This is a genomic window from Candidatus Uabimicrobium amorphum, assembly GCF_009002475.1.
In the GTDB taxonomy this organism is placed as follows: Bacteria; Planctomycetota; Uabimicrobiia; order Uabimicrobiales; family Uabimicrobiaceae; genus Uabimicrobium; species Uabimicrobium amorphum.
On record NZ_AP019860.1, the window covers coordinates 57,061 to 76,508 of the forward strand.

A 19,448-nucleotide genomic window follows, 5' to 3' on the forward strand; every position below is an offset into this window, starting at 1 on the left:
CCTAGGTTTGTAAATTCATGAATTTTTTGGCCGCTTCGAAAACAACAGTGACTTCTTTTTCTTGTGGATCTTGGGCTGCATATTTTACAAAGTCGGTGGCTTCTAAGAATTCTGAGAAATCGCGTTTGCGTTTTGCATCAAAGATCTCCGATTGTTTGATTTCGTCTAAGAATTCTTCTGTTGTTTGTCCGGAAGCTTTCATGTCGTATTTTTTTTCAATGTATTGACGTACAATCATCGTCAATGCAAAGTAGAATTCCTGGTATTTTTTGTTTTCGATATGCTGTTGTTCGAGTAACGCTTTGAGTTGTTCCCAGGCAATTTCTTCCGGGCTACGTCGATCTTCTGGCTGCTTTTCGTCCTGAGATTTTGGCGTTATGGCCTTTACAACGAAAAAAAGTAAAATAACTCCTACGGCAATACATGCCAATAATAGGTAAAAATTCGACGCGCGAAGTGACATTACATTTTGAATATCATAAATATCTTTTTTACTACTGTCAAGTTCTATTGCTTTGACTTCTACTTCAATAGGATCGGTCATTGCTGTAAACTCTTTGCCTGTAGTTTTATTTTTATTGTACAGTATTTTTAAAGCGGGAATCGTTACCTTACCGGACACCAATGCTTCTAGCTCGTAGTTGTGGGTGTATGTATGTTTTTGGTCTTTTACTTTTACCTGTTGCGGAAAAAAAGAGAAAACATAGAAGATGTTGCCAATGTTATCGGCAAACTCTGGCATCTTCACGTCATAGTCTTTATGAGCTATTACGCGAAGTTCAAATAGTATTCTGTCGGCGATTGTTGGTTTTTCCGGTGAAAAGTCAATGCTAATGGTAAGTGGGCCCCTCTGAAATTCTTTATGGAAAGAAATTACTTTTTTTTGCGAAGGGGTGTGCTGATTGCACGAACAAATGGCAACAATCAATAAAAAAAAAGTAAAATAAGTTTTCATGTTTCCTCCCATAGTTATCTTGGGTAGAAGAATGTGTTGTTTTGTCGTTTAAACTTACGTTCGTGAGCTTTGTGAAATTATGCAAAAAATTTTCATGTTTTCAAGAAAAAACAGCGTGAGGGAATTTTATTTACAATAAACGTTTATTTTTGTAACATTAAATGCCTACGTATTGCTCTAACAAGGTCATATGGCAAAATCAGTTAACAGATTCTAACAATCCTGTGAGGAAAATTTTTATGAAAGTGATTCCTAATTACTTTGGTGAAATAGTTGTTTCAGAAGGATATGTGAACAATAAAGTAGTGGTGGAATGCCTTAATACACAAAAATTATACCGAGAGCCAAAGTTGATCGGTGAAGTAATGAAGGAAAAGGGCCTTCTCTCAGATGAGCAAATCCAACGTGTATTAAAAATGCAAGCTATATACAGAACGAAACTCGATAACGAATATTTTGCTCATATTGCCTTCAAGAAAAGAGTTTTAAACTCCGCGCAAATAAAGCAATTGCGCAAACGCCACGAAGAAGAAAGTCTTCAAGGAAAACTTCTCAACTTTGCCTCTATTGCGATGATGGACAATTACATTGTTCGCGAAAAAGTAGAAGAGATCATCAAAGATCCTGAGTTTCAGCACTTCCGCCAATTAAAATCACAGGGAAAGTCTGTTATACGCGGTTATGAATTAGTGGGAGTACTCAATAAAGTTAAGAAAGCCGCGATTTACAAAGCCATCCAAGTAGAACTTGACCGCCTTGTCGTCGTGAAAGTTCTGTCAAACGAATTTGAAAATTACGAAAATATTCGTAAATTTTTCCATGAGGCAAAAATCACCGCACGTTTTAATCATCCAAACCTCGTGCGTATTTATGACAAAGGCGTTGATAACGGTATGTACTATTATGCGATGGAACTCGTTGACGGACAAAACCTCTCGGGCAGATTAGACCGCGAAAAACGTTTGCAAGTGGGGGAGAGTTTGCGAATCATTAAGCAAATAGCACGTGCCTTACAACACATGCACTCTGAAGGAAGAATCCACACCGAAGTAAACCCGCGCAACATCATGATTCGTGACGATGGTGTTAGTAAACTCCTGGACTTGAGTTCTTCGCGCACTACCAAAAATGGAGATCCGCAAAGTATTGGTAAGATCACGAAAATGCCGCAATATATGGCTCCGGAGCAATTTAGCAAGTCCGCGACTTTGGATACCAGTACAGATATATATTGTCTAGGAGCATGTTTCTACCGAATGTTAACAGGGCACACTCCGGCAAGTGGTAAAACCATTGAAGACATCAAGAAAAGTATTATTGAACGCGATCCGAAAGACATTACCGCCATCGACTTTACCATACCTGAAAAATTAGCAAAAATTGTTCATCGCATGATACGTAAAAATCCCAAGAAACGCTACCGGGAAATTAAGAATTTGATGTTTGCCTTAAAGCGCATTTTGATATGATGCGAAGACATCTGTTGGTATGAGTTAGTATTTGATGCCTATAAGTTGGCATCAAATACCAGGAAGTTACTAGGCAGGCACATCGGCATCGTATGCGCAGGTTTGCGTAATAAAAGTATGTAGTAACATGACGATTAAAGAAATAATACCCCATGTTAAACCCACCACAACGCCCCAATCAATGATACCACGCCATGGCTGAGGTATATAGCGTAGCATAATGATCAGCACTATAATAAAGGAAGTCAAAGATATGGTGATGATTTGTGTTTTGCGCGAAGAGCGAAAGTAGCCCATACAAAAAAACGGTGCAAAGGGAAGTAGTCCCCATGTCGCATTTTTTGATAAGTAGTAAACTCGCGCAGTGACTCGTGGAGAAAAACTCTTTTGGAATCCGCGGTAACCTTCGCTATGCGCCATAAAAATAACATTTATTGTTAAAATCAAATAGTGGTACCATTGTAGTGAATAATCGAAAACATCCCATGCAATAGGTGTCAATCTATAGAGAGCTGTTGATAACAAGGCAAAAATGCCTATAGCTCCCCAAAAAGCGGCTATAGATCTCATGTATTACTCCTGAAGTGTCTAATCGAATTTGCATAGTATTCGAGTAGTTTGATTTCGTTGTTATTAATAAAATATTTATCGTGCTTTTGTACAATAAGTTTACGCATCTCGAGAATTTGGATTGCGTGGTCAATTGTTGTTTCTTTTGGTATTTCTGAATCCTTTATTGGCGCTCCATTTTTTTGTAGTTCTTCAATGGTTGTATGAACTTTCATTTTTATATCAAAATGGTTAAGGCCTTCGCGGTGCTCCAGCAAGATATCTGCAATGAGAGGCGTTGGCAGTATTGGGATCACTTGTTCAATTCTTTGCATAAGGTGTTGGGCAAGAGTACCTATCTCTTCAAAACGTTGTTCGCGTGGAAGTTGATTGAAAAAAACGTCGTTTTCGTGACAATATTCTTTTAACGATATGGGATTCCCAAAGTTTACCCCTGCATAACCAAAGCGTTTCCAGCGTTCTTCGGTAGAGCGCAGTATGGAGTTTTTGAGAAAAAAATGTGCGGTAGTTTTTACGATAAACCATGAGCTGCGGCCTGGTGCTTTAGGGTCTAGTTGGCGTGTGAGAGAGCGGTCTTCTATTACGCGGTCAAAGTTAATACCCACGGGAACGAAGACAATATCTCTCTTTGTTTTGATATCGTAACTGCGTAGCATGTAGTCGATAAATCCAAGCTTGGCAGGGCGCATCTTGCCGTCGCGTGTGAGTCCGCCTTCTGGGAAAACAGCTTGGCATACTCCTTGCTCTGTCGCCATGTGTACATAACGCTCTAATACTTTGCGGTATAGTGAATTTCTTGAGTTGCGATGAACAAAAAAGGCTCCCATCGACTGGATCAATGACTTGAGTGGCCAAAACTTCGCCCACTCTCCGACAGCATAGGAAATGGTCGTGCTTTGTGAGGCTAGGTACGACACAAGTATATAGTCCATGTTACTACGGTGATTTAGGACAAAAACGATTGTGGCGTCTGGGTCGACATTCATGAGTTTTTTGGCGTCGAGAACATGTCCACGAACGCGGTACAAGTGCCATGAGAGTTTTTTGGCAAACCAGTAACTACAACGTTGATAAATATAGGCATTAAACGAGGGAACAGTTTCCCCGACATATTTTTTGGCAATACTCAAAGATTTTTCGCGCGATAGGTTGTTGTCTTTTGCGTGTTCGTCGATGGCTTTCATTACTTCTGGGTCATGAAGTAAGCGATCAACAATAACTTGTTTTTTGGTAAGTTGAAACGGACGTACGGATATACGCAGGTGTGAACTAATCTCTGCGAGGGCTTTGTTGGTTCTTCTACGAACATACCAGCGAAATGAAGGGAGAAAGATCCACTCAATTGCTGCTACGCAACTTACCATGACGAGAATAATGAATATCCATAGTGGAATGGAGATTGGTTGTGATAACATAACAATCCTGGCCAAAAAATTTTTGACAGGATGAACAGGAAAGACAGGAGTTAAAAATCACTACTGTGGTTTTTATCCCTGCCTCCTGTTCATCTTGTCAAATGTCTTTAATTATAAAATTTCTTATTGTTTTTCGCATACTCTTGCAAAATAGGTGCAGGAGTAAAGCGTACACCGTGTTTTTCCTGTAAAGACTCAAGAGTTGCGACAACTTTAGAGGCGCCTAACGTATCGATATAACGGAATGGGCCGCCTCTAAAAGGAGGAAAACCTAAACCAAGTATCGCTCCGAGATCCCCGTCTCTTGGAGATTTTAAAATACCATCTTGTAAACAAACAGCTGCTTCGTTGACCATCATTAGGGCAACGCGTAACTGCATTTCTTCCCTGTCAAAAGTTTTGCGTGAGTTCCCACCAAAAAAACGATAAATGTCGGTATTGATGGTTTTCTTTTTGCCTTTTTTCTTTGGATAAAGATAAAAACCTTTGCCGTTTTTACGACCCTTCAAACCGGCATCGGTAATTTGTTTGGCAACATTACTTCCGGTAACTCCACGTTTACTGAAGAGGTCATTCATCACATCGGTTACGTGGGCAGCAACATCAAGACCTACTTCATCAAGCAGGGTAATGGGGCCGACAGGATAACCAAATAATTTCATGTTGCGGTCTATATCTTCTATTTTTGCTCCCTCTTCGAGAAGACATATCGCTTCATTCATGAGGGGGGCTAGAATACGCGTTGTGTAAAAACCCGGTCCGTCACCGACAACAATGACCGTCTTACCTTGCTTTACACCAAGGTCATATGCCGTGGCAGTTACCCAGTCGGCGGTTTTATCGGTAGTGATAATCTCTAACAGTGGCATTTTGGGTACAGGTGAGAAGTAGTGCATACCGATGACACGTTCTGGATGCTTTGCTTCAGCAGCAATATCTGTGATGGGGAGAGAAGAGGTGTTGCTGGCAAAAATGCAGTCATCACGCACTACGGCTTCGGTTTCGGCAAGAACTTTGCGTTTTAGGTCAAGATCTTCAAATACGGCTTCGATCACAACATCTGTATTGCGCAAAGATTTATAGCTGTCTGTGGGAAATACTTTACTCAAGATGGTGTCTTTTTGAAAAGCAGTGTAGATGCGCTTTTTGCATTTTACGCCAATATCTTTAGAAATGTTTTTAAAACCGTTATTGGCCGCTTCCATTGATATATCTTTTAAAACGACGCGAATGTCTTTTGTTGCAGAGATATTGGCAATACCTGCTCCCATGAGACCAGCACCAAGCATACCTATTTTTTCTACTTTTTTGACTTTGTCTTGTTGTGGATTTTTCTTACTGTCGGTCATGGCGAAAAACAAATTAACCAGTTGTGTGCTCTCTGGGCTAACAACAAGTTCACCAAAGTTTTTGGATTCTATTTGCAATCCGCTTTTTAGGTTTGTGCCCATGCCGCGTTTAACACAATCGATAATTTTTAACGGAGCTGGATAGTTGCCATATGTTTGGCGCATAACTTGTTTTTTTGCGGTGTTGTAGATAATATTTTTTGTTAGGGGAGTGCTCTCTAGAGCTTTTTCCATAAAGCCCATGCGCTTTTTGCGTTTGTGCGGTTTTTTGGTGAGTTTGAGAGCCACATTTTTTGCTGCTTGTAGTAAACCGTGAGGGTGAATGATTTCGTCAGCCAACCCTATTTTCTTCGCCTTGTGCGGATAGACGTTTCTCCCCGTTAGCATTAGACCCAAAGCTTTTTGTATACCAATGAGTCGTGGTAAACGTTGTGTTCCTCCACCGCCGGGGAGCAAACCTAACTTGACTTCCGGCAAAGCGAGAACTGTTTTTGGGTGATCTGTAACAATTCTGTAGTGACAAGCAAGGGCCACTTCCAATCCGCCTCCCATTGTCGTTCCGTTGATTGCCGCAACAAATGGTTTGGGAAATTTGCTTACACGTGTTAAAAGATCATTGCCGTCCTGGCTGGCCTTCTGTGCGTCTTCTGCTTTATCAAAAGTTTGTAGTACGTCGAGATCTGCACCGACGATGAAGTTGTCTTTCTTTTTACTGATGAGTACAACGGCTTTGACTTCCGGGTCTTTTTCTAATTCATCGAGCAGTTTAGAGAAGCTATCTAGTGTTTTTACGGAAAGAGTATTTACTTTTTCTCCTTGGCGGTCTAACCACAAAAGGGCCACACCATCGTCTTTTTGTAAAATAACATCTTTACTTTCTGCGTTACTCATGGTTCTATCCTCTACAGTTTTCAATAATCATTGCGTGCCCAAGTGCTCCTGCGGCGCAACTCGCGATTAGAGCAAACTTTTTGTTTTCGTGTATCAGTCTATTTGCGGCACAAGTAACAAGACGTGAGCCTGTAGCGCCAAAAGGATGTCCAATAGAAAGAGAGCCACCCCACGTATTGACCTTGTCCATGGGAATTTCTCCTACTTTTTGCGAGCGTCCAAGATTTTCTTTCGCGAAAGTATCACTATCGAGACATTTCAAAGCTGCGAGTACTTGCCCAGCAAAAGCTTCATGTATTTCAAAGACATCGATGTCTTGTAGAGTTAGGTTTGCTTGGTCGAGTACTTTAGGGATGGCATATGCAGGTCCTAATAACAATTCATCGTGAGGACTTTGCGCTGTGTAGGCGTAACTTTTTACAACAGCCTTGGGTTCGTATCCCAATGCACGGGCTTTTTCTTCTTCCATCAACAGTACGAAGGCGGCACCATCTGTTAAAAAGGAAGCGTTACCCGCGGTGATGGTTCCGTGTGGTTTGACAAACGCGGGACGTAGTTTTTGTAGCTTTTCCATCGAACTATCTTTACGAAATCCATTATCTTTATCAACGAGCTGAAATTTGGGCTCTACGGAGATGGGCGTAATTTCTTGGCTGAGAAAACCTTTTTCTGTGGCTTCCGCAGCGAGGTGATGTGAACGAATGGCAAATTCGTCTTGTTCGCGACGTGTCACTCCTATACGAGAGACTGTACGTTCACAATCTTGTCCCATTGTGCGGTTTGTCGCAAATTCTGCAACGCGTGGAATTTCAGGTAGCCAGTCTTTTAAATTCAAAAATGTAAGAAACTGCCATGGTTTGGTGAATTTTTGCGCCGCCATTAATTTGCGACGAAATTTTTTCTTGTAGCGAATGGGAACATCGGACAAACTTTCGGTTCCCCCGGCAATTACTACGTCTTTTTGACCGCTGGCGATTAAATCGATACCACTTGTTATTGCTTGATTTGCAGAAATACAGGCCATGGTAACCGTGAACGCAGGAATGGTATACGGTAAACCAGCACCTAAAAGGGCGTCTCGCGCAACATTGCTCGTTGTAAAATTTGAAATTACTGTTCCAGCAATGACTTGTTGTAGCTCGTGTGGAGAAAGTTGAGTCTTGTCCAATAAACCTTTGAGTGCGAGCCGTGCCAAGTCGTAAGAACGTAAATTTTTGTAGGAGGTATTTGCCTTCAAAAATGGTATTCTCGTTCCGTCAACGAGCACTACTTTCCTTTCGCTCATATTTGTGTAGCCTTTCGTTAAAATGTCGCTGAAAATTTGGAAACTACATGATCTTGAACATGCCCTAAAAAAAGCTTGCAAAAGAGTAAATAAATAACTATCATGTAGTATGATAAAGCATAAGGATATTTGAAGAATTGTTAAAGTGTTTGATGTGACTATTTTTCGTAAGGATGGGTTTGATACATCCTTAAAATCAAAACTTGGGAATTTTAATAATGCATGAAGCAGACCAACTAAAGGATTATATATCCTCTGAAGCATTGAAGGAATGTTTAGAAATACAGCGCACTAGTTCTAACAATCGATCGCTGTTTATTATAGCGATTGAACAAGGATATATCAATGACAAAACTCTTGCAAAAATAGTAAAAAATATCTCTCCCAAGGGACAAGAAAAAGAAAGTCGCACGCCTCCAAAGAAGAAGTTCGGGGAATACTGTGTCGAAAAAGGTTTTGCAAGTCAGGCACAAGTAGACGAATGCATTGCCATTCAGTCAAAACTGAAAAAGGAAGGAAAACACTTCCGTATTGGACAAATACTCATTGAGAAAAAATACGTTGCTTTTCGCCAAGCACAGTACATTTTGGAAATGCAAGGCAAGAAGATCATGCGTTGTGAGTCATGTGACACCAAGTTCAATATTCGCAATTACAAAAGCAATAAGAAATACAAATGTCCCAAATGTGGTGACATCCTTAGTTCATCGATCAACTCCGTTTCTGTAGGAGTGAACAAGAGTATTGTCAACAAAGAAACTGTCGAAATTGACGATGAAGCTGTTTCGCTCTCTGGTCGCAAAATAGGCGATTATGAAATTTCCGAGCTTCTCGGTGAAGGCGGTATGGCGGATGTTTATAAGGTAACAAGTCCTTTTAAGCGCAAACCGCGCGCACTTAAAATTATGAAAGCCTCTGCGGGAATGGAACGCTTTACCCGTGAATTTGAAAGTGCACATGCCTTGCGACACCCGCACATTGTTCGCGTTTATGAGACGGGGAACCTTGACAATCGTCCATACTTCTTTATGGAATACCTTGACGGTGGTTCGTTGGACAAAAGAATCGAAAAAATGGGGGTTATTCCGCTTTTAGAAGGGTTGACAATACTCAAACAAGTTACGATGGGTTTAAAGTATGCCCATGAAAATAAAATCGTACACCGTGATATCAAACCGAACAATATTCTCCTTACGCGGGGAAGTCGCCGTGAGTTAATTGCCAAAATTACCGATTTCGGAATAGCACGTGCAGTCAATGATAGTCACATAACTGTTACGGGCCAACTCGTGGGAACCTTTAAATACATGGCTCCAGAATATATAAAGGGCTTAGGGGTTGACGGTAACAATGATATCTTTAGTTTGGGAATTACCGCCTTCGAGATGTTTACGGGGAAAGAACCATTTAACGTTGACGAGCCGATTGGCTACTTGTTTGTAAATATTAAAGAGAATGTCGCTCCTATTCACCAAGAAAACCCGGATTTACCTAAAGAGCTTACCCTAATTGTCAATAAGATGGTTGCGAAAGACCCGCGCAATCGTTATAACTCTGGTGAACTATTACGCGATTTAGACCGCTTGTGTCGCTTTTTACAAAATGGCGAAAAATTACAGCAGTCGGAAGATAAATCATCGGTTTTCTACGAAAACAAAAAACTGTTTGCCATCAAAAATATTTGGGATAAAATTTCTCAGAAAATCTCTGGTACCGAAACAGAAGTTGTCGTTGCCGCCCAAGAAGAGGAAGAGGTTGATTACGAAAATTTGAGTCAAACTGTGGAAGTGGATAGCGATGAACGCGCCAAAGAAATGTACCAGTGGGGACTAACTCGTATCCAAAAAGGCGACTACGAAGAAGCCGTTAAAACATTTTTTAACATCGTAAAAAGCTATCCCAAAAGTTCTTCTGCCGAAAGTGCTCGTAAAAAAATAAAAGCGATTCGCAGTAGAAAAAAAAAGAGCAGTTAAGTAAGACGCAAAAAAAAAAGTAGCTAAACCCGCTGAAAAAGTAGCCAAGCCTGTTGAACGAGTGAAAACAGGTGAGCGCCCCGCGGTAAATATTCACGCCAAAACACCTGTCTCTGCCACCCCCAATAAACAAAAAAAAATATCCAACTTACAAGAAACAAGACGGATTATCCTTAGTGAACTTCCGGTGAAGGACGTAACACAAAACATCAAAGAAACGCAAGAGTTTTTAGTGGCGATAAAGAACTTTATCGATACAGTTCGTTCGTTAGAAGACTATGAAAAAAAGCAACAATGGTGTAATGAAGTTTTCAATAAGATAACGAGTTTTAGTTGGAAACAAGCCGAAAATGAAGTATCTGAAATACTGTATAAGTGGGGACGATTTCTACTAGACCACGGTAAATACAGCGAAGGTTTGGAAAAGTTTTGGAAGATCTACGAAAAATTTCCCGATAGTAAATGGTACAGGACAGTATTTGAAGAACTGATTGCCCGAGAACAACCCAAAAACATGGTATTTGTGAACGATAAAGATTTGGGAGCATATTTTATCGATATATACCCGGTGACCAATGTCGAGTATTTGGAATTCTTAAAAGACATGAACTACCCGGCACCGCATCATTGGAAGGGAGACATGTATCCCATCGGGGAAGCAAATCATCCCGTGTGTTGGATTTCGCAAGAAGATGCCAAACGATACGCTCAGTGGTGTAATAAGCGACTGCCTAGTAATGAAGAGTGGGAAAAAGCCGCTGCGGGACCGCAAAAAAATAAATGGCCGTGGGGAAACGACTACGAACTAAAGAAATGCAATTGCCTGGATAGTGGGGGAAAAGGCACCTCTAGCGTGGGGAATTACGCAGAAGGAAAATCGACCTATGGTTGCCACGATATGTGCGGCAATGTATGGGAGTGGACGGACAGTTGGTACTCCAATGATGAGACTTACAAAATCCTGAAAGGTGGTTCGTGGTATACTTGTAAGGAATATACGGTAAATGCATATCGTTATTTCGATGTACCTTCCGCAGTAAGTGGTCTGTATGGCTTTCGGTGCGCGAAGAGTTTTTCTATTTAGATATATCACTTGAGACGAGAGTAAAATGCACAGCTTACCATTTTTGACATCTGGTTTACCTGGAATTGGTGGAAATATTAAAACACTGGCGGAGGACTTCGTCGTAGAGGAACAGTTACTGTTTCCTCTTAGTGGACAAGGCGAGCACCTGTATGTCCAAATAGAAAAAACAAATATAACGACGATGGAAGCGGTGCGCATTATCTGTAAAAGGTTAGGAATTGCGAAAAGTGCCGTGGGATATGCTGGACAGAAGGATGCACGTGCAGTGACCAAACAATACTTTTCATTGTACAATGTTGATGAGTCATCGCTAAGTAAGTTAGAAGGAAAGTCTCTGCGCGTTTTGGATGTTGATCGCCATGATAAAAAATTAAAATTAGGTCAAATACGCGGCAATTTTTTTTCGATCAATGTGCATGGTAGTGATGGCAATGTGGAAAATGCTCGCAAAATTTTACAGCGTTTAGAAAAAAATGGAGTCCCCAACTATTTTGGACTACAGAGATTTGGTAATGGTGGCAATTCGCATCTTTTGGGAAAATACTTGTTACTGACACAGTACGATGCTTTTGCCGAAACACTATTTTGCGTTCATAGTAATGATCGTCAGAAATTGACAACGGCCAAGCAATTTTTTGCCAGTGGAAATTACAAAGAAGCATACCGAACCATGCCAGGTAGTTTCGAAGCCGAAAAAGTAGTACTCAGCAACTTGGCACGCGGTAAAGATATGAAGTACTGTGTAGAAAGAATTCCGCGGAAGATAAAATATTTTTTCGTTTGTGCATACCAATCTTATTTATTTAATCGTAGTTTGGTACAGCGCTTACCGCAAATTGATATACTTTTCACCGGGGACCTAGCGATGTTGCATCCTTCACGATCTGTATTTTTGGTAGAAGATGGTGAAAAAGAACAAACGCGATGTTTGCGAAATGAAATTTCGCCAACAGGACCCATGTACGGTTACAAAATGATCTGTCCCTTAGAACGGCAACGGGCAGTAGAAGATCAAATACTTCGCGAAGAAAACTTAGATGTGCAATTATTTCGCAATTATAAAATAAAAGGTGAACGGCGTTCCTATCGTTTTTTCATTGTCGATGCACAGGTAAATGAAACATTGAACGCCATAAACGTGAAATTTTTTCTGCGAAAAGGATGTTATGCCACCGTGGTTTTACGCGAGATTATGAAAGTAAATAGCAATATACCTGAGTAGGGCACGCCATGATACGCCCTGGTTGCAAATGTAAATTTCGCTTGACTCTTAGGTAATTTAAGGTACACTAAAAATTTAATGTAATTTCCTAAACTCAATTGGAGAGTTCATAAATGCTAAACAAAAAACTCATATGTATAGCACTTATTACCTTTATTCTTTCCGTGTCTGTTGTTTGTGATTGGGAAGACCGCAAGGGAGCCCCACCGGTTGTATATCTTTCTCAAATTCTCGAAAATCCAGAGAGTTGGTTGGATGTTCCTGTGAGAGTTCCACTTCGTTATTCTGGGCCACGCGATATTTTTACCGCGTATTTTACCGCCTTTGATCGTGACAGACACCATAATTTTTCTGCATGGGATATTCATACTCATATTTGGCAGAAAAAAGGCTTCAACAACGACTATCCATTTTTTTATGTAGAAAAAGATGCGAAAGAATTCAGAGCATTTTTGCGATTACGAAAATTTGATACCATTGCGGTTATGGGGAAAGTGGTTTCCATTTTTCGCGGTAAACCTTACTTTAAAATTGTATGGGTTTGCAAGCAATCTGGTTTTCTAAATGTTCACAACCTTACTTTATTAAACCGCGCTTCAAATGCTTACAAAAACCGTTCTTTTGACGATGCTATTTCTTACTATAGCCAAGTAGCAAAGACAAATCCTCCTACAGATATACAAGCGATGATTCACAAAGTGATGGCAAACATTTTCTTATACCACAAGAAAAACTATTCTGCTGCAATGAGTGAATTAATGCAAGGGTTGGAGCTAGCAAATAACGATCCACAGTTATTGGATATGCACACACAATGTGATTATTATCTCAAACACGGTGGTGAGGCTCCCGCACCAGTAATGATCAATTTCGAACTACAAGACTATTTTCCTGAAGACAAAAGTGAACTTACTGGTACTGAAATTGTACAGCCTGGTAGTTATACAACAGTAGGAGAACCAAAGAAGGAAGATACAACAAACTACAGCCAGTATTCTGAACCTACAAATACCGATTCAAGTGCGACTTCTGATACTTCTGAAGAAGAATTTTCTGAAAATGATGAAGAAGGTGCTTCGAATAGTGAAGAGGAATTCTCCTATGACGACAATGAAGATGAAAGTTATGGAGAAGACTTTTACGAAGAAGATGAAGAATTTTCTTCCGAAGAATTTTCTGAAGATGACGGTGATGTAGAAGATCGCGAGTAGTTAGTTATTTAATTATGTCTCTCATCCCGCTCTTTATGCGGGATTTTTATCATATGAACACAAATGAAAATATTGCGTACTTTTTTGTTAATGTAACGCTCATGAGCTTAATATGGATTTTTCTGGTACGTTTTTTACGGCATCTTATCAATCACACATATTTATTAAGATCGAAGGATGGGCTATTCAAAACAATTCCCTATTTTTCAAAAATTTTGTGGATGAAATGGTAGCAGCTGGCTTCAATGACTTTGTCATTGATTTACAAAATTGCAAGGGGATGGACAGCACTTTTATGGGGACCTTGCTATATATAATAAATCAAGTCAAAATGGGGCCAAGCTCTCCAATTACCCTGGTAAATATGAGTGAAGAACACTGTGATTTATTAAAAAATCTCGGTATTTTTGATCTACTAAATATCACAACACAAAATATTGCTTTTCCTAACCTAGAGATGCAAAAATTGTCTCTAGATACATCCTATTGCCCAAGACAGCATATTGAGCTTGTCAAAAAAGCTCATGAGTGTTTAGTTGTATTAAATGACAAGAACAAAGAAGAATTTCGCGATTTTCTTGAAATTCTTAATCAGGAACTAGAGTGATGAGAAATATATATGTTTTATTAGTTTTTTGCATCGTTTTTTGCAGTTGTTTGAATAGGGACAATTTACCGCCATATCAAACAAATATCACCAAAAACAAAAGTGGGTCCTCCATGTTGAAGGCAGAAAAAAACAAGATGGTGACGGTAACAAAAAACTTAAAAGAAACATCTTCAGATGTAAAAGATTTGTATGACGAAATGCTTACGGCCTACAGTAAGTGTTTGGATGAGTTGAAACTATGTTGTGAGCGGGACGACATCAAGAGACCTGCTTACCAGGAAGCACTTACGGAACTTGAAGGTAAGTATCTTCAGTTTTTTGCTTACGCAAAAGAAAATGCAAGAGATAACAAACTATCGGAAGATATATACCCTGTAGAAATTGCGATGAAACGCATCTATAATCGTTATCGTCGTGGAGACCAAAAAATCAAAACCCAGGCAATTGCCGCTATTGATAATTGTAAACTACCTTCATTTGACAAACTGTAATGATTTCAAGACTTTTTCGTTTGTTGTATAACATTTTCTTTTGTATAGCAGTACCCTTTTTACTACTGTTTTCTATCGCGTTTTTGTTATGGCGCATAGTGTTTCACCCAAAAGATTATTCTATAAAAAAAGATGTGTTGTCTACAATAAAACGACTTCGCGATCGTTTGGCTCTGTACCAAAAAATTAAAGAACAAAAGCCTGTTATTTGGTATCACGGATCTTCTTTGGGAGAAGTATTATCTCTTATTCCTTTGATGAAAGAGTTCAAAAAACACTATGATCATGTACAGGTTTTAACAGTAAATACTGTGCGAGGCGAAGCAATTGCGTTGCAAAAGAAAGCAGCCGATTATTTGTTTTTTTTCCCTTACGACGCATTCTTCGCCACGCAAAAAGCAATGCGCAAAATTTCTCCCAAAATTATCGTCATTTTAGAAACGGAAATTTGGCCTGATTTTTTCTGGCAAGCAGCTAAAAATCACCAACCGATTATCATTGTTTCTGGACGAATATCCGAAAAATCATTTCCAAAATATTACTTGGCGCGTTTTTTTTTCCATTATGTATTGCAGAAAAATTATTGTTTAATGCGTAGTGAAGACGATGCAAAACGTATGAAACTTATAGGTGCTAATCCGCAAAATATCAAAGTGTTTGGTGACATAAAATACGATGGGTTACAAACAGATTTAAGCGAGGCCGATAAAAAAACGTTAAGTGATTTCCCACAAAAAAAGAGGGTTATTGTTGCAGGAAGTACGCACAGTGGCGAAGAAGAAATTTTGTGTCGCGTATTTAAAAAACTACAACAGGATTTCCAAGATCTCTGTCTAATTTTAGTACCGCGTCACTTAGAACGACTAGAAGAAGTACAGAAAACAGTATCGAGTTACGGTTTGGATTTTTGCTTGCGCTCGCAACTTCCACAGCAGCAAAGTGTTATTATTGGCGATACGTATGGTGAATTACGCAAGATGTATTACATCTCAGAAGTGGTATTTGTTGGTGGAAGTTTAGTTCCGATTGGTGGCCACAATGTTATGGAAGCGGCCTGTTTTGCGAAGCCCGTCATTAGCGGAAAGTATGTTTCTAACTTTCGTAGACATGTGCAAAGTCTGAAGAGTTGTCATGGAATCCGTATTGTCGAAAACGAAACTGCTTTGTATGAAGCCATCATTTCTTTATTACACGATGCGGATGAAGCAAAAGCAATGGGAAAAAGGGGTCAAAAGGTTGTATTGGAAAATCAAGGAGCCATAAAACAGTGTGTTGACTTCTTGATTCCATTGGCAAAATAGAAATAAGTGATATGGATGACTTAACATTAGCGACTGAAATTGTGTCACGCTTACAACAAAAGCAGTTTATTGCTTACCTATGTGGTGGATGTGTTCGCGATCAACTATTGCAGCGCAAGCCTAAAGATTATGATATTGTTACCAGCGCGCGGCCAGAGGAAATCAAAAAGATTTTTCATGTGGCTGTAGAAGTTGGAATGAAGTTTGGCATCGTATGCGTTAAGTTTAAAGGGCAAATTTTTGAGGTGGCCACCTTTCGCAAAGATGGTGACTATATCGATGGACGAAGACCCGAAAATATAGAATTTTCTGACGAAATACAGGACGCCAAGCGCCGTGACTTTACTATTAACGGATTATTTTTTGATCCTGTCGCCGAGAAAGTCATTGACCACATTGACGGACAAAAAGATTTACAGCGGAAGATTGTTCGTACAATAGGTGACCCTTATGAACGTTTTGGCGAAGATCATTTGCGTTTAATGAGGGCCATTCGTTTTGCTACACAGTTAGATTTTGCTCTGTGTGACACAACATGGGATGCCGTTGACACCATGTCAAAGTCAATTGAAACAGTTGCGAAAGAAAGAGTTCGCGAGGAATTTGTTAAGATGTTGATGGGGCAAGACCCAGAGAGGGCCATTGTTTTACTCAAAGAAAGTGGCATGCTCAATGTACTTTTCCCCCATTTGTTAAAAGACGGAGTGGTATTTGATAAAACACGGCAAATGTTAAGAAAATTTCGTCCCTTTACCGACGAAACATTTGCATTGTGTTCATTTCTGTTTTTTTCTTTTAAAGAAGATAATCAACAAGTCGTCCAATTTTGTGAGAAATTACGATTTGCAAATAAGACTCACAATCAGGTGATGGCAATTCTCGAAAACGGTGAACGTTGCTTTCATTTATTGGATTTGAATGTTGCCTCTTTGAAACGTTTTTTAAGACAATCAAACATCGCAGATGTTTTGAATTTACACTGTGCAGACTGTGATATAAACGAATTGAGTAAGAAAAACTATGAATTTGCACAGCAAAGTTTGCAAAAGTTTGGTGACAAATTGTTTCCAGCTAAGGTAATAAATGGATATGATTTGAAAGAAATGGGGGTGCCTCCTGGCCCTTTATACAAAAAAATATTATATGATGTTGAAGATCAGCAGCTTTTAGGTAACATAAATAGTTATGAGCAAGCTATTCATTATGTTCGCGACAAATGGTTACAAAGGGAAAGGATTGAGATTGAAAAATTCGAAGAAGAAAAAATCTGAATTGGTGAGACTTTTGTGTTGGTCTTGCGGTAAGCGTGTGAAGGTGCCTATTAAGTTTGCTGGAAAAACAGGGACTTGTCCAAAGTGTAAAGCAAAAATTCAAATTCCGTCGCTGAAGACAATAAAGTCGACAATAAAAGAATTAGAATCGCAACAACAGAAAGAAACACAACAAGCCCTTGACAACATAGATTTTCCGAGTTTACCATCTCTAAAGACAATTGTTCTAGAGGACACAGATCCACAATCACCTGGCGGAAAGCAATCCTCTTTTTCCGTTAAGCCTCCTGCCGGCGCTGAAGGAACAGCTGAAATGCTTATGAATTCAGGGTCTTCGGAAATGTCCGACTTTGATATATCGGGAGATTTTTCGGATAATCTATCGGGGGAAGATATTGAAGCCCCTGCGTTTGAAGATTTGGGGAAAGTTGCCGTCCCACCAACGCGTAATGTCACGCCAGACGATCAATTTATTACAAGTGCCGATGAACAATTTTATAATGAATTGGCGAGTAATTCAGGTGTAGAAAAAACAGAAACTTGGGCGGAATCACAAGATATTAAAGCGGTAGACACCAACTCTGATATTTTTCATACGCCAAGTAGCTATGACTCGGGAGAAGACATTTCTATTGGTGATGAGCAAGATGCATTTGATCAATCCAGTTTTGCCGCAGAACCGCTCGATAATGATTTCATTTTTGGCGACAACGATGATCCGCTTGCTCTTGACAACGATTTAGACGAAGGGCTAAATGCCGACTTTGCCGAAGCTGACGATATGAATGCCGATTTTGCGGCACCTGTAGAGGCTGGTGCCATCGAAGATAACGATGCATTTTCTTTCGACGCGCAACCTCTGGATGGCGGAGGGGAAGACTTTGTTCCTGCAGATGACCTTGTTGCGGCGGAGGAGTTCGTTCCAGCGGATGCGGTAGTGCCGGAAGCTGTTCCAGAGGCAGTGGTACCAGAGGCGGTGGTTCCCGAAGCAATACCGGAGGCAGTTGTGCCCGAAGCGGTAGTGCCAGAAGCCTTTCCAGAAGAAGCTCTTACCGCAGACACGCTCGAAGACGATGGCGAAGACTTTGATGTAGAAAGTGTCACCGGTATTGAAGAAGTCGATATTGATGATGTTGAAGAGATAGAGGATGATTTAGAAGAGGATATATCTTCCGTGGAAGATGCCATCGACGAAGCATCACTTGGGGAAGACTTCCAAATAGAAGGCTCTGAGGTTGTACAAGACGATGATGGCGTGGCAGACGCTGTTTTTATTAACGAAGGTGAAAAGAGCGAAGTAGAACTATCCGACGAAGGTTTTGCGATTGATTACACACGTATTGCCGAAGAAGAAAACTTTATGGGTAGCAATGCGGATGTCCAGGCTGGCTGGCAGTTTTTTCAACAGAAAAAGTGGGAACATGCGTTGTATCACTATTCAAAAGCGATTGTCGAAAATAACGATGCAGCTAGCGCTTACTACGCACGTGCATTACTACATGCCTGTGAACAAAATTGGCAAAAATCTTTAACGGACATTCGCGAGGCAAAAAAATTAGGTTATCACAAAGCAGATGTCGAAAACCGTTACAACCAAATCGTTTTTCATAAAGCAAAAGAATACTGGGAAAAGGGAGCTTTCGCAAGGGCTTTGAAAGTTTTAGATTTGATGGAAACAAAAGCATCACAAATTCTAAAAGGTAAAGTTTACTGGAAACGAGCACAGTTTTTGATGGAAAAAGGTGCAGACAAGCAAGTTCTCAGCGACTTAGACGATGCCATATTCAACAACTATGTAAAGCCCGAGTTGTTTGTAATGCGCGGGCGTATTTATTTCTCTCTAAGCGACTATGAGTCAGCAGTATACGATTTCACGGCAGCGATTAATCGCGGTGAGAAAAATGCTTGTGTGTTGCGCGCACGCAGCGAAGCATACTACTATTTGAAAAAATATGATGATGCCCTGCAAGATGTTTCCGATGCGATTGTGTTGGATTCCGAAAATGCTTCTCTCCATAACCTCAAAGGTTTATTACTTACACAAAAAGGAGACTTTCCTGCCTCTGAACAAGCCTTTGAAGAATCGGTTGCTTTAGATCCAAACAACAGTAATTTTTATTTCAATCGCGGTTTGGCCTATATAATTCAAAAAAGATATGATCGAGCCATCGATGACTTTACGAAAGTAATTCAGTTTTCTGAAGACAAAGTGGCTTATTTTAAGCGCGCTATTTGCTACCAAGAAAAACCCAATCCCAATTTAATTCAAGCACGCGAAGATTTTAAAACAGCGGATAATATGGGCGTTGATTCTATGTATCGTACAGATCTATTTCGAAAGTAAATTA

Annotated in this window: 15 protein-coding genes; 10 read left to right on the plus strand and 5 right to left on the minus strand. The window is 40.0% G+C overall.

Annotation, left to right across the window (positions count from 1 at the left end):
* Position 1: 1 nt before the first annotated feature.
* Complete coding sequence (locus tag UABAM_RS00200) at positions 2–955, minus strand: hypothetical protein (RefSeq protein WP_151965974.1); 954 nt, start codon at positions 953–955, stop codon at positions 2–4.
* Between the two features lie 239 nt (positions 956–1,194).
* Here UABAM_RS00200 and UABAM_RS00205 point away from each other — a divergent pair, with 239 nt between their 5' ends.
* A complete protein-coding gene (locus UABAM_RS00205; protein WP_173013045.1) occupies positions 1,195–2,424 on the plus strand; it encodes a serine/threonine protein kinase in 1,230 nt (409 codons plus the stop codon).
* Between the two features lie 69 nt (positions 2,425–2,493).
* On the opposite strand, the gene UABAM_RS00210 is transcribed toward UABAM_RS00205, so the two are convergent.
* The 4 genes from UABAM_RS00210 to UABAM_RS00225 all read right to left on the minus strand — a co-directional run bounded on the left by UABAM_RS00210 (position 2,494) and on the right by UABAM_RS00225 (position 7,934).
* Complete coding sequence (locus UABAM_RS00210) at positions 2,494–2,994, minus strand: hypothetical protein (RefSeq protein ID WP_229759339.1); 501 nt, start codon at positions 2,992–2,994, stop codon at positions 2,494–2,496.
* A complete protein-coding gene (locus UABAM_RS00215; RefSeq protein ID WP_151965976.1) occupies positions 2,991–4,409 on the minus strand; it encodes a 1-acyl-sn-glycerol-3-phosphate acyltransferase in 1,419 nt (472 codons plus the stop codon). Before UABAM_RS00215 ends, UABAM_RS00210 begins: the two co-directional genes overlap by 4 nt.
* Positions 4,410–4,516: 107 nt before the next feature.
* On the minus strand, positions 4,517–6,649 hold the full coding sequence (gene fadJ, locus UABAM_RS00220; protein WP_151965977.1) for a fatty acid oxidation complex subunit alpha FadJ: 2,133 nt from the start codon (positions 6,647–6,649) through the stop codon (positions 4,517–4,519).
* Positions 6,650–6,653: 4 nt separating this feature from the next.
* On the minus strand, positions 6,654–7,934 hold the full coding sequence (locus tag UABAM_RS00225) for a thiolase family protein (protein WP_151965978.1): 1,281 nt from the start codon (positions 7,932–7,934) through the stop codon (positions 6,654–6,656).
* A gap of 218 nt (positions 7,935–8,152) precedes the next feature.
* On the opposite strand from UABAM_RS00225, the gene UABAM_RS00230 reads away from it, so the two are divergent.
* The 9 genes from UABAM_RS00230 to UABAM_RS00270 all read left to right on the plus strand — a co-directional run bounded on the left by UABAM_RS00230 (position 8,153) and on the right by UABAM_RS00270 (position 19,444).
* Positions 8,153–9,907 carry a serine/threonine-protein kinase gene (locus tag UABAM_RS00230; protein ID WP_151965979.1) on the plus strand — a complete coding sequence of 585 codons (1,755 nt, stop codon included), beginning with the start codon at positions 8,153–8,155 and terminating at the stop codon, positions 9,905–9,907.
* Between the two features lie 61 nt (positions 9,908–9,968).
* On the plus strand, positions 9,969–10,991 hold the full coding sequence (locus UABAM_RS00235; protein ID WP_151965980.1) for a formylglycine-generating enzyme family protein: 1,023 nt from the start codon (positions 9,969–9,971) through the stop codon (positions 10,989–10,991).
* Between the two features lie 25 nt (positions 10,992–11,016).
* A complete protein-coding gene (gene truD / locus UABAM_RS00240; protein WP_151965981.1) occupies positions 11,017–12,216 on the plus strand; it encodes a tRNA pseudouridine(13) synthase TruD in 1,200 nt (399 codons plus the stop codon).
* Between the two features lie 113 nt (positions 12,217–12,329).
* A complete protein-coding gene (locus UABAM_RS00245) occupies positions 12,330–13,427 on the plus strand; it encodes a tetratricopeptide repeat protein (protein ID WP_151965982.1) in 1,098 nt (365 codons plus the stop codon).
* 112 nt (positions 13,428–13,539) lie between these two features.
* Positions 13,540–14,034: an STAS domain-containing protein gene (locus UABAM_RS00250; protein ID WP_151965983.1), complete on the plus strand. Its 495-nt coding sequence runs from the start codon at positions 13,540–13,542 to the stop codon at positions 14,032–14,034.
* A gap of 113 nt (positions 14,035–14,147) precedes the next feature.
* Positions 14,148–14,528 carry a hypothetical protein gene (locus UABAM_RS00255; RefSeq protein ID WP_151965984.1) on the plus strand — a complete coding sequence of 127 codons (381 nt, stop codon included), beginning with the start codon at positions 14,148–14,150 and terminating at the stop codon, positions 14,526–14,528.
* A gap of 137 nt (positions 14,529–14,665) precedes the next feature.
* Entirely contained in the window at positions 14,666–15,829 is a 1,164-nt protein-coding gene (locus UABAM_RS00260; protein WP_173013046.1) for a 3-deoxy-D-manno-octulosonic acid transferase, read from the plus strand.
* An 11-nt stretch (positions 15,830–15,840) separates the two neighbouring features.
* Positions 15,841–17,100 carry a CCA tRNA nucleotidyltransferase gene (locus UABAM_RS00265; protein ID WP_151965986.1) on the plus strand — a complete coding sequence of 420 codons (1,260 nt, stop codon included), beginning with the start codon at positions 15,841–15,843 and terminating at the stop codon, positions 17,098–17,100.
* Positions 17,066–19,444 carry a tetratricopeptide repeat protein gene (locus tag UABAM_RS00270; protein ID WP_151965987.1) on the plus strand — a complete coding sequence of 793 codons (2,379 nt, stop codon included), beginning with the start codon at positions 17,066–17,068 and terminating at the stop codon, positions 19,442–19,444. The genes UABAM_RS00265 and UABAM_RS00270 overlap by 35 nt, the downstream gene beginning before the upstream one ends.
* Positions 19,445–19,448 lie beyond the last annotated feature (4 nt).

Coding starts and splice junctions, on each gene's coding strand:
- UABAM_RS00200 (WP_151965974.1), bottom strand. CDS start 955: ATGAAAACTTATTTTACTTTTTTTTTATTGATTGTTGCCATTTGTTCG.
- UABAM_RS00205 (WP_173013045.1), top strand. CDS start 1,195: ATGAAAGTGATTCCTAATTACTTTGGTGAAATAGTTGTTTCAGAAGGA.
- UABAM_RS00210 (WP_229759339.1), bottom strand. CDS start 2,994: ATGAGATCTATAGCCGCTTTTTGGGGAGCTATAGGCATTTTTGCCTTG.
- UABAM_RS00215 (WP_151965976.1), bottom strand. CDS start 4,409: ATGTTATCACAACCAATCTCCATTCCACTATGGATATTCATTATTCTC.
- fadJ (WP_151965977.1), bottom strand. CDS start 6,649: ATGAGTAACGCAGAAAGTAAAGATGTTATTTTACAAAAAGACGATGGT.
- UABAM_RS00225 (WP_151965978.1), bottom strand. CDS start 7,934: ATGAGCGAAAGGAAAGTAGTGCTCGTTGACGGAACGAGAATACCATTT.
- UABAM_RS00230 (WP_151965979.1), top strand. CDS start 8,153: ATGCATGAAGCAGACCAACTAAAGGATTATATATCCTCTGAAGCATTG.
- truD (WP_151965981.1), top strand. CDS start 11,017: ATGCACAGCTTACCATTTTTGACATCTGGTTTACCTGGAATTGGTGGA.
- UABAM_RS00245 (WP_151965982.1), top strand. CDS start 12,330: ATGCTAAACAAAAAACTCATATGTATAGCACTTATTACCTTTATTCTT.
- UABAM_RS00250 (WP_151965983.1), top strand. CDS start 13,540: ATGGATTTTTCTGGTACGTTTTTTACGGCATCTTATCAATCACACATA.
- UABAM_RS00255 (WP_151965984.1), top strand. CDS start 14,148: ATGTTGAAGGCAGAAAAAAACAAGATGGTGACGGTAACAAAAAACTTA.
- UABAM_RS00265 (WP_151965986.1), top strand. CDS start 15,841: ATGGATGACTTAACATTAGCGACTGAAATTGTGTCACGCTTACAACAA.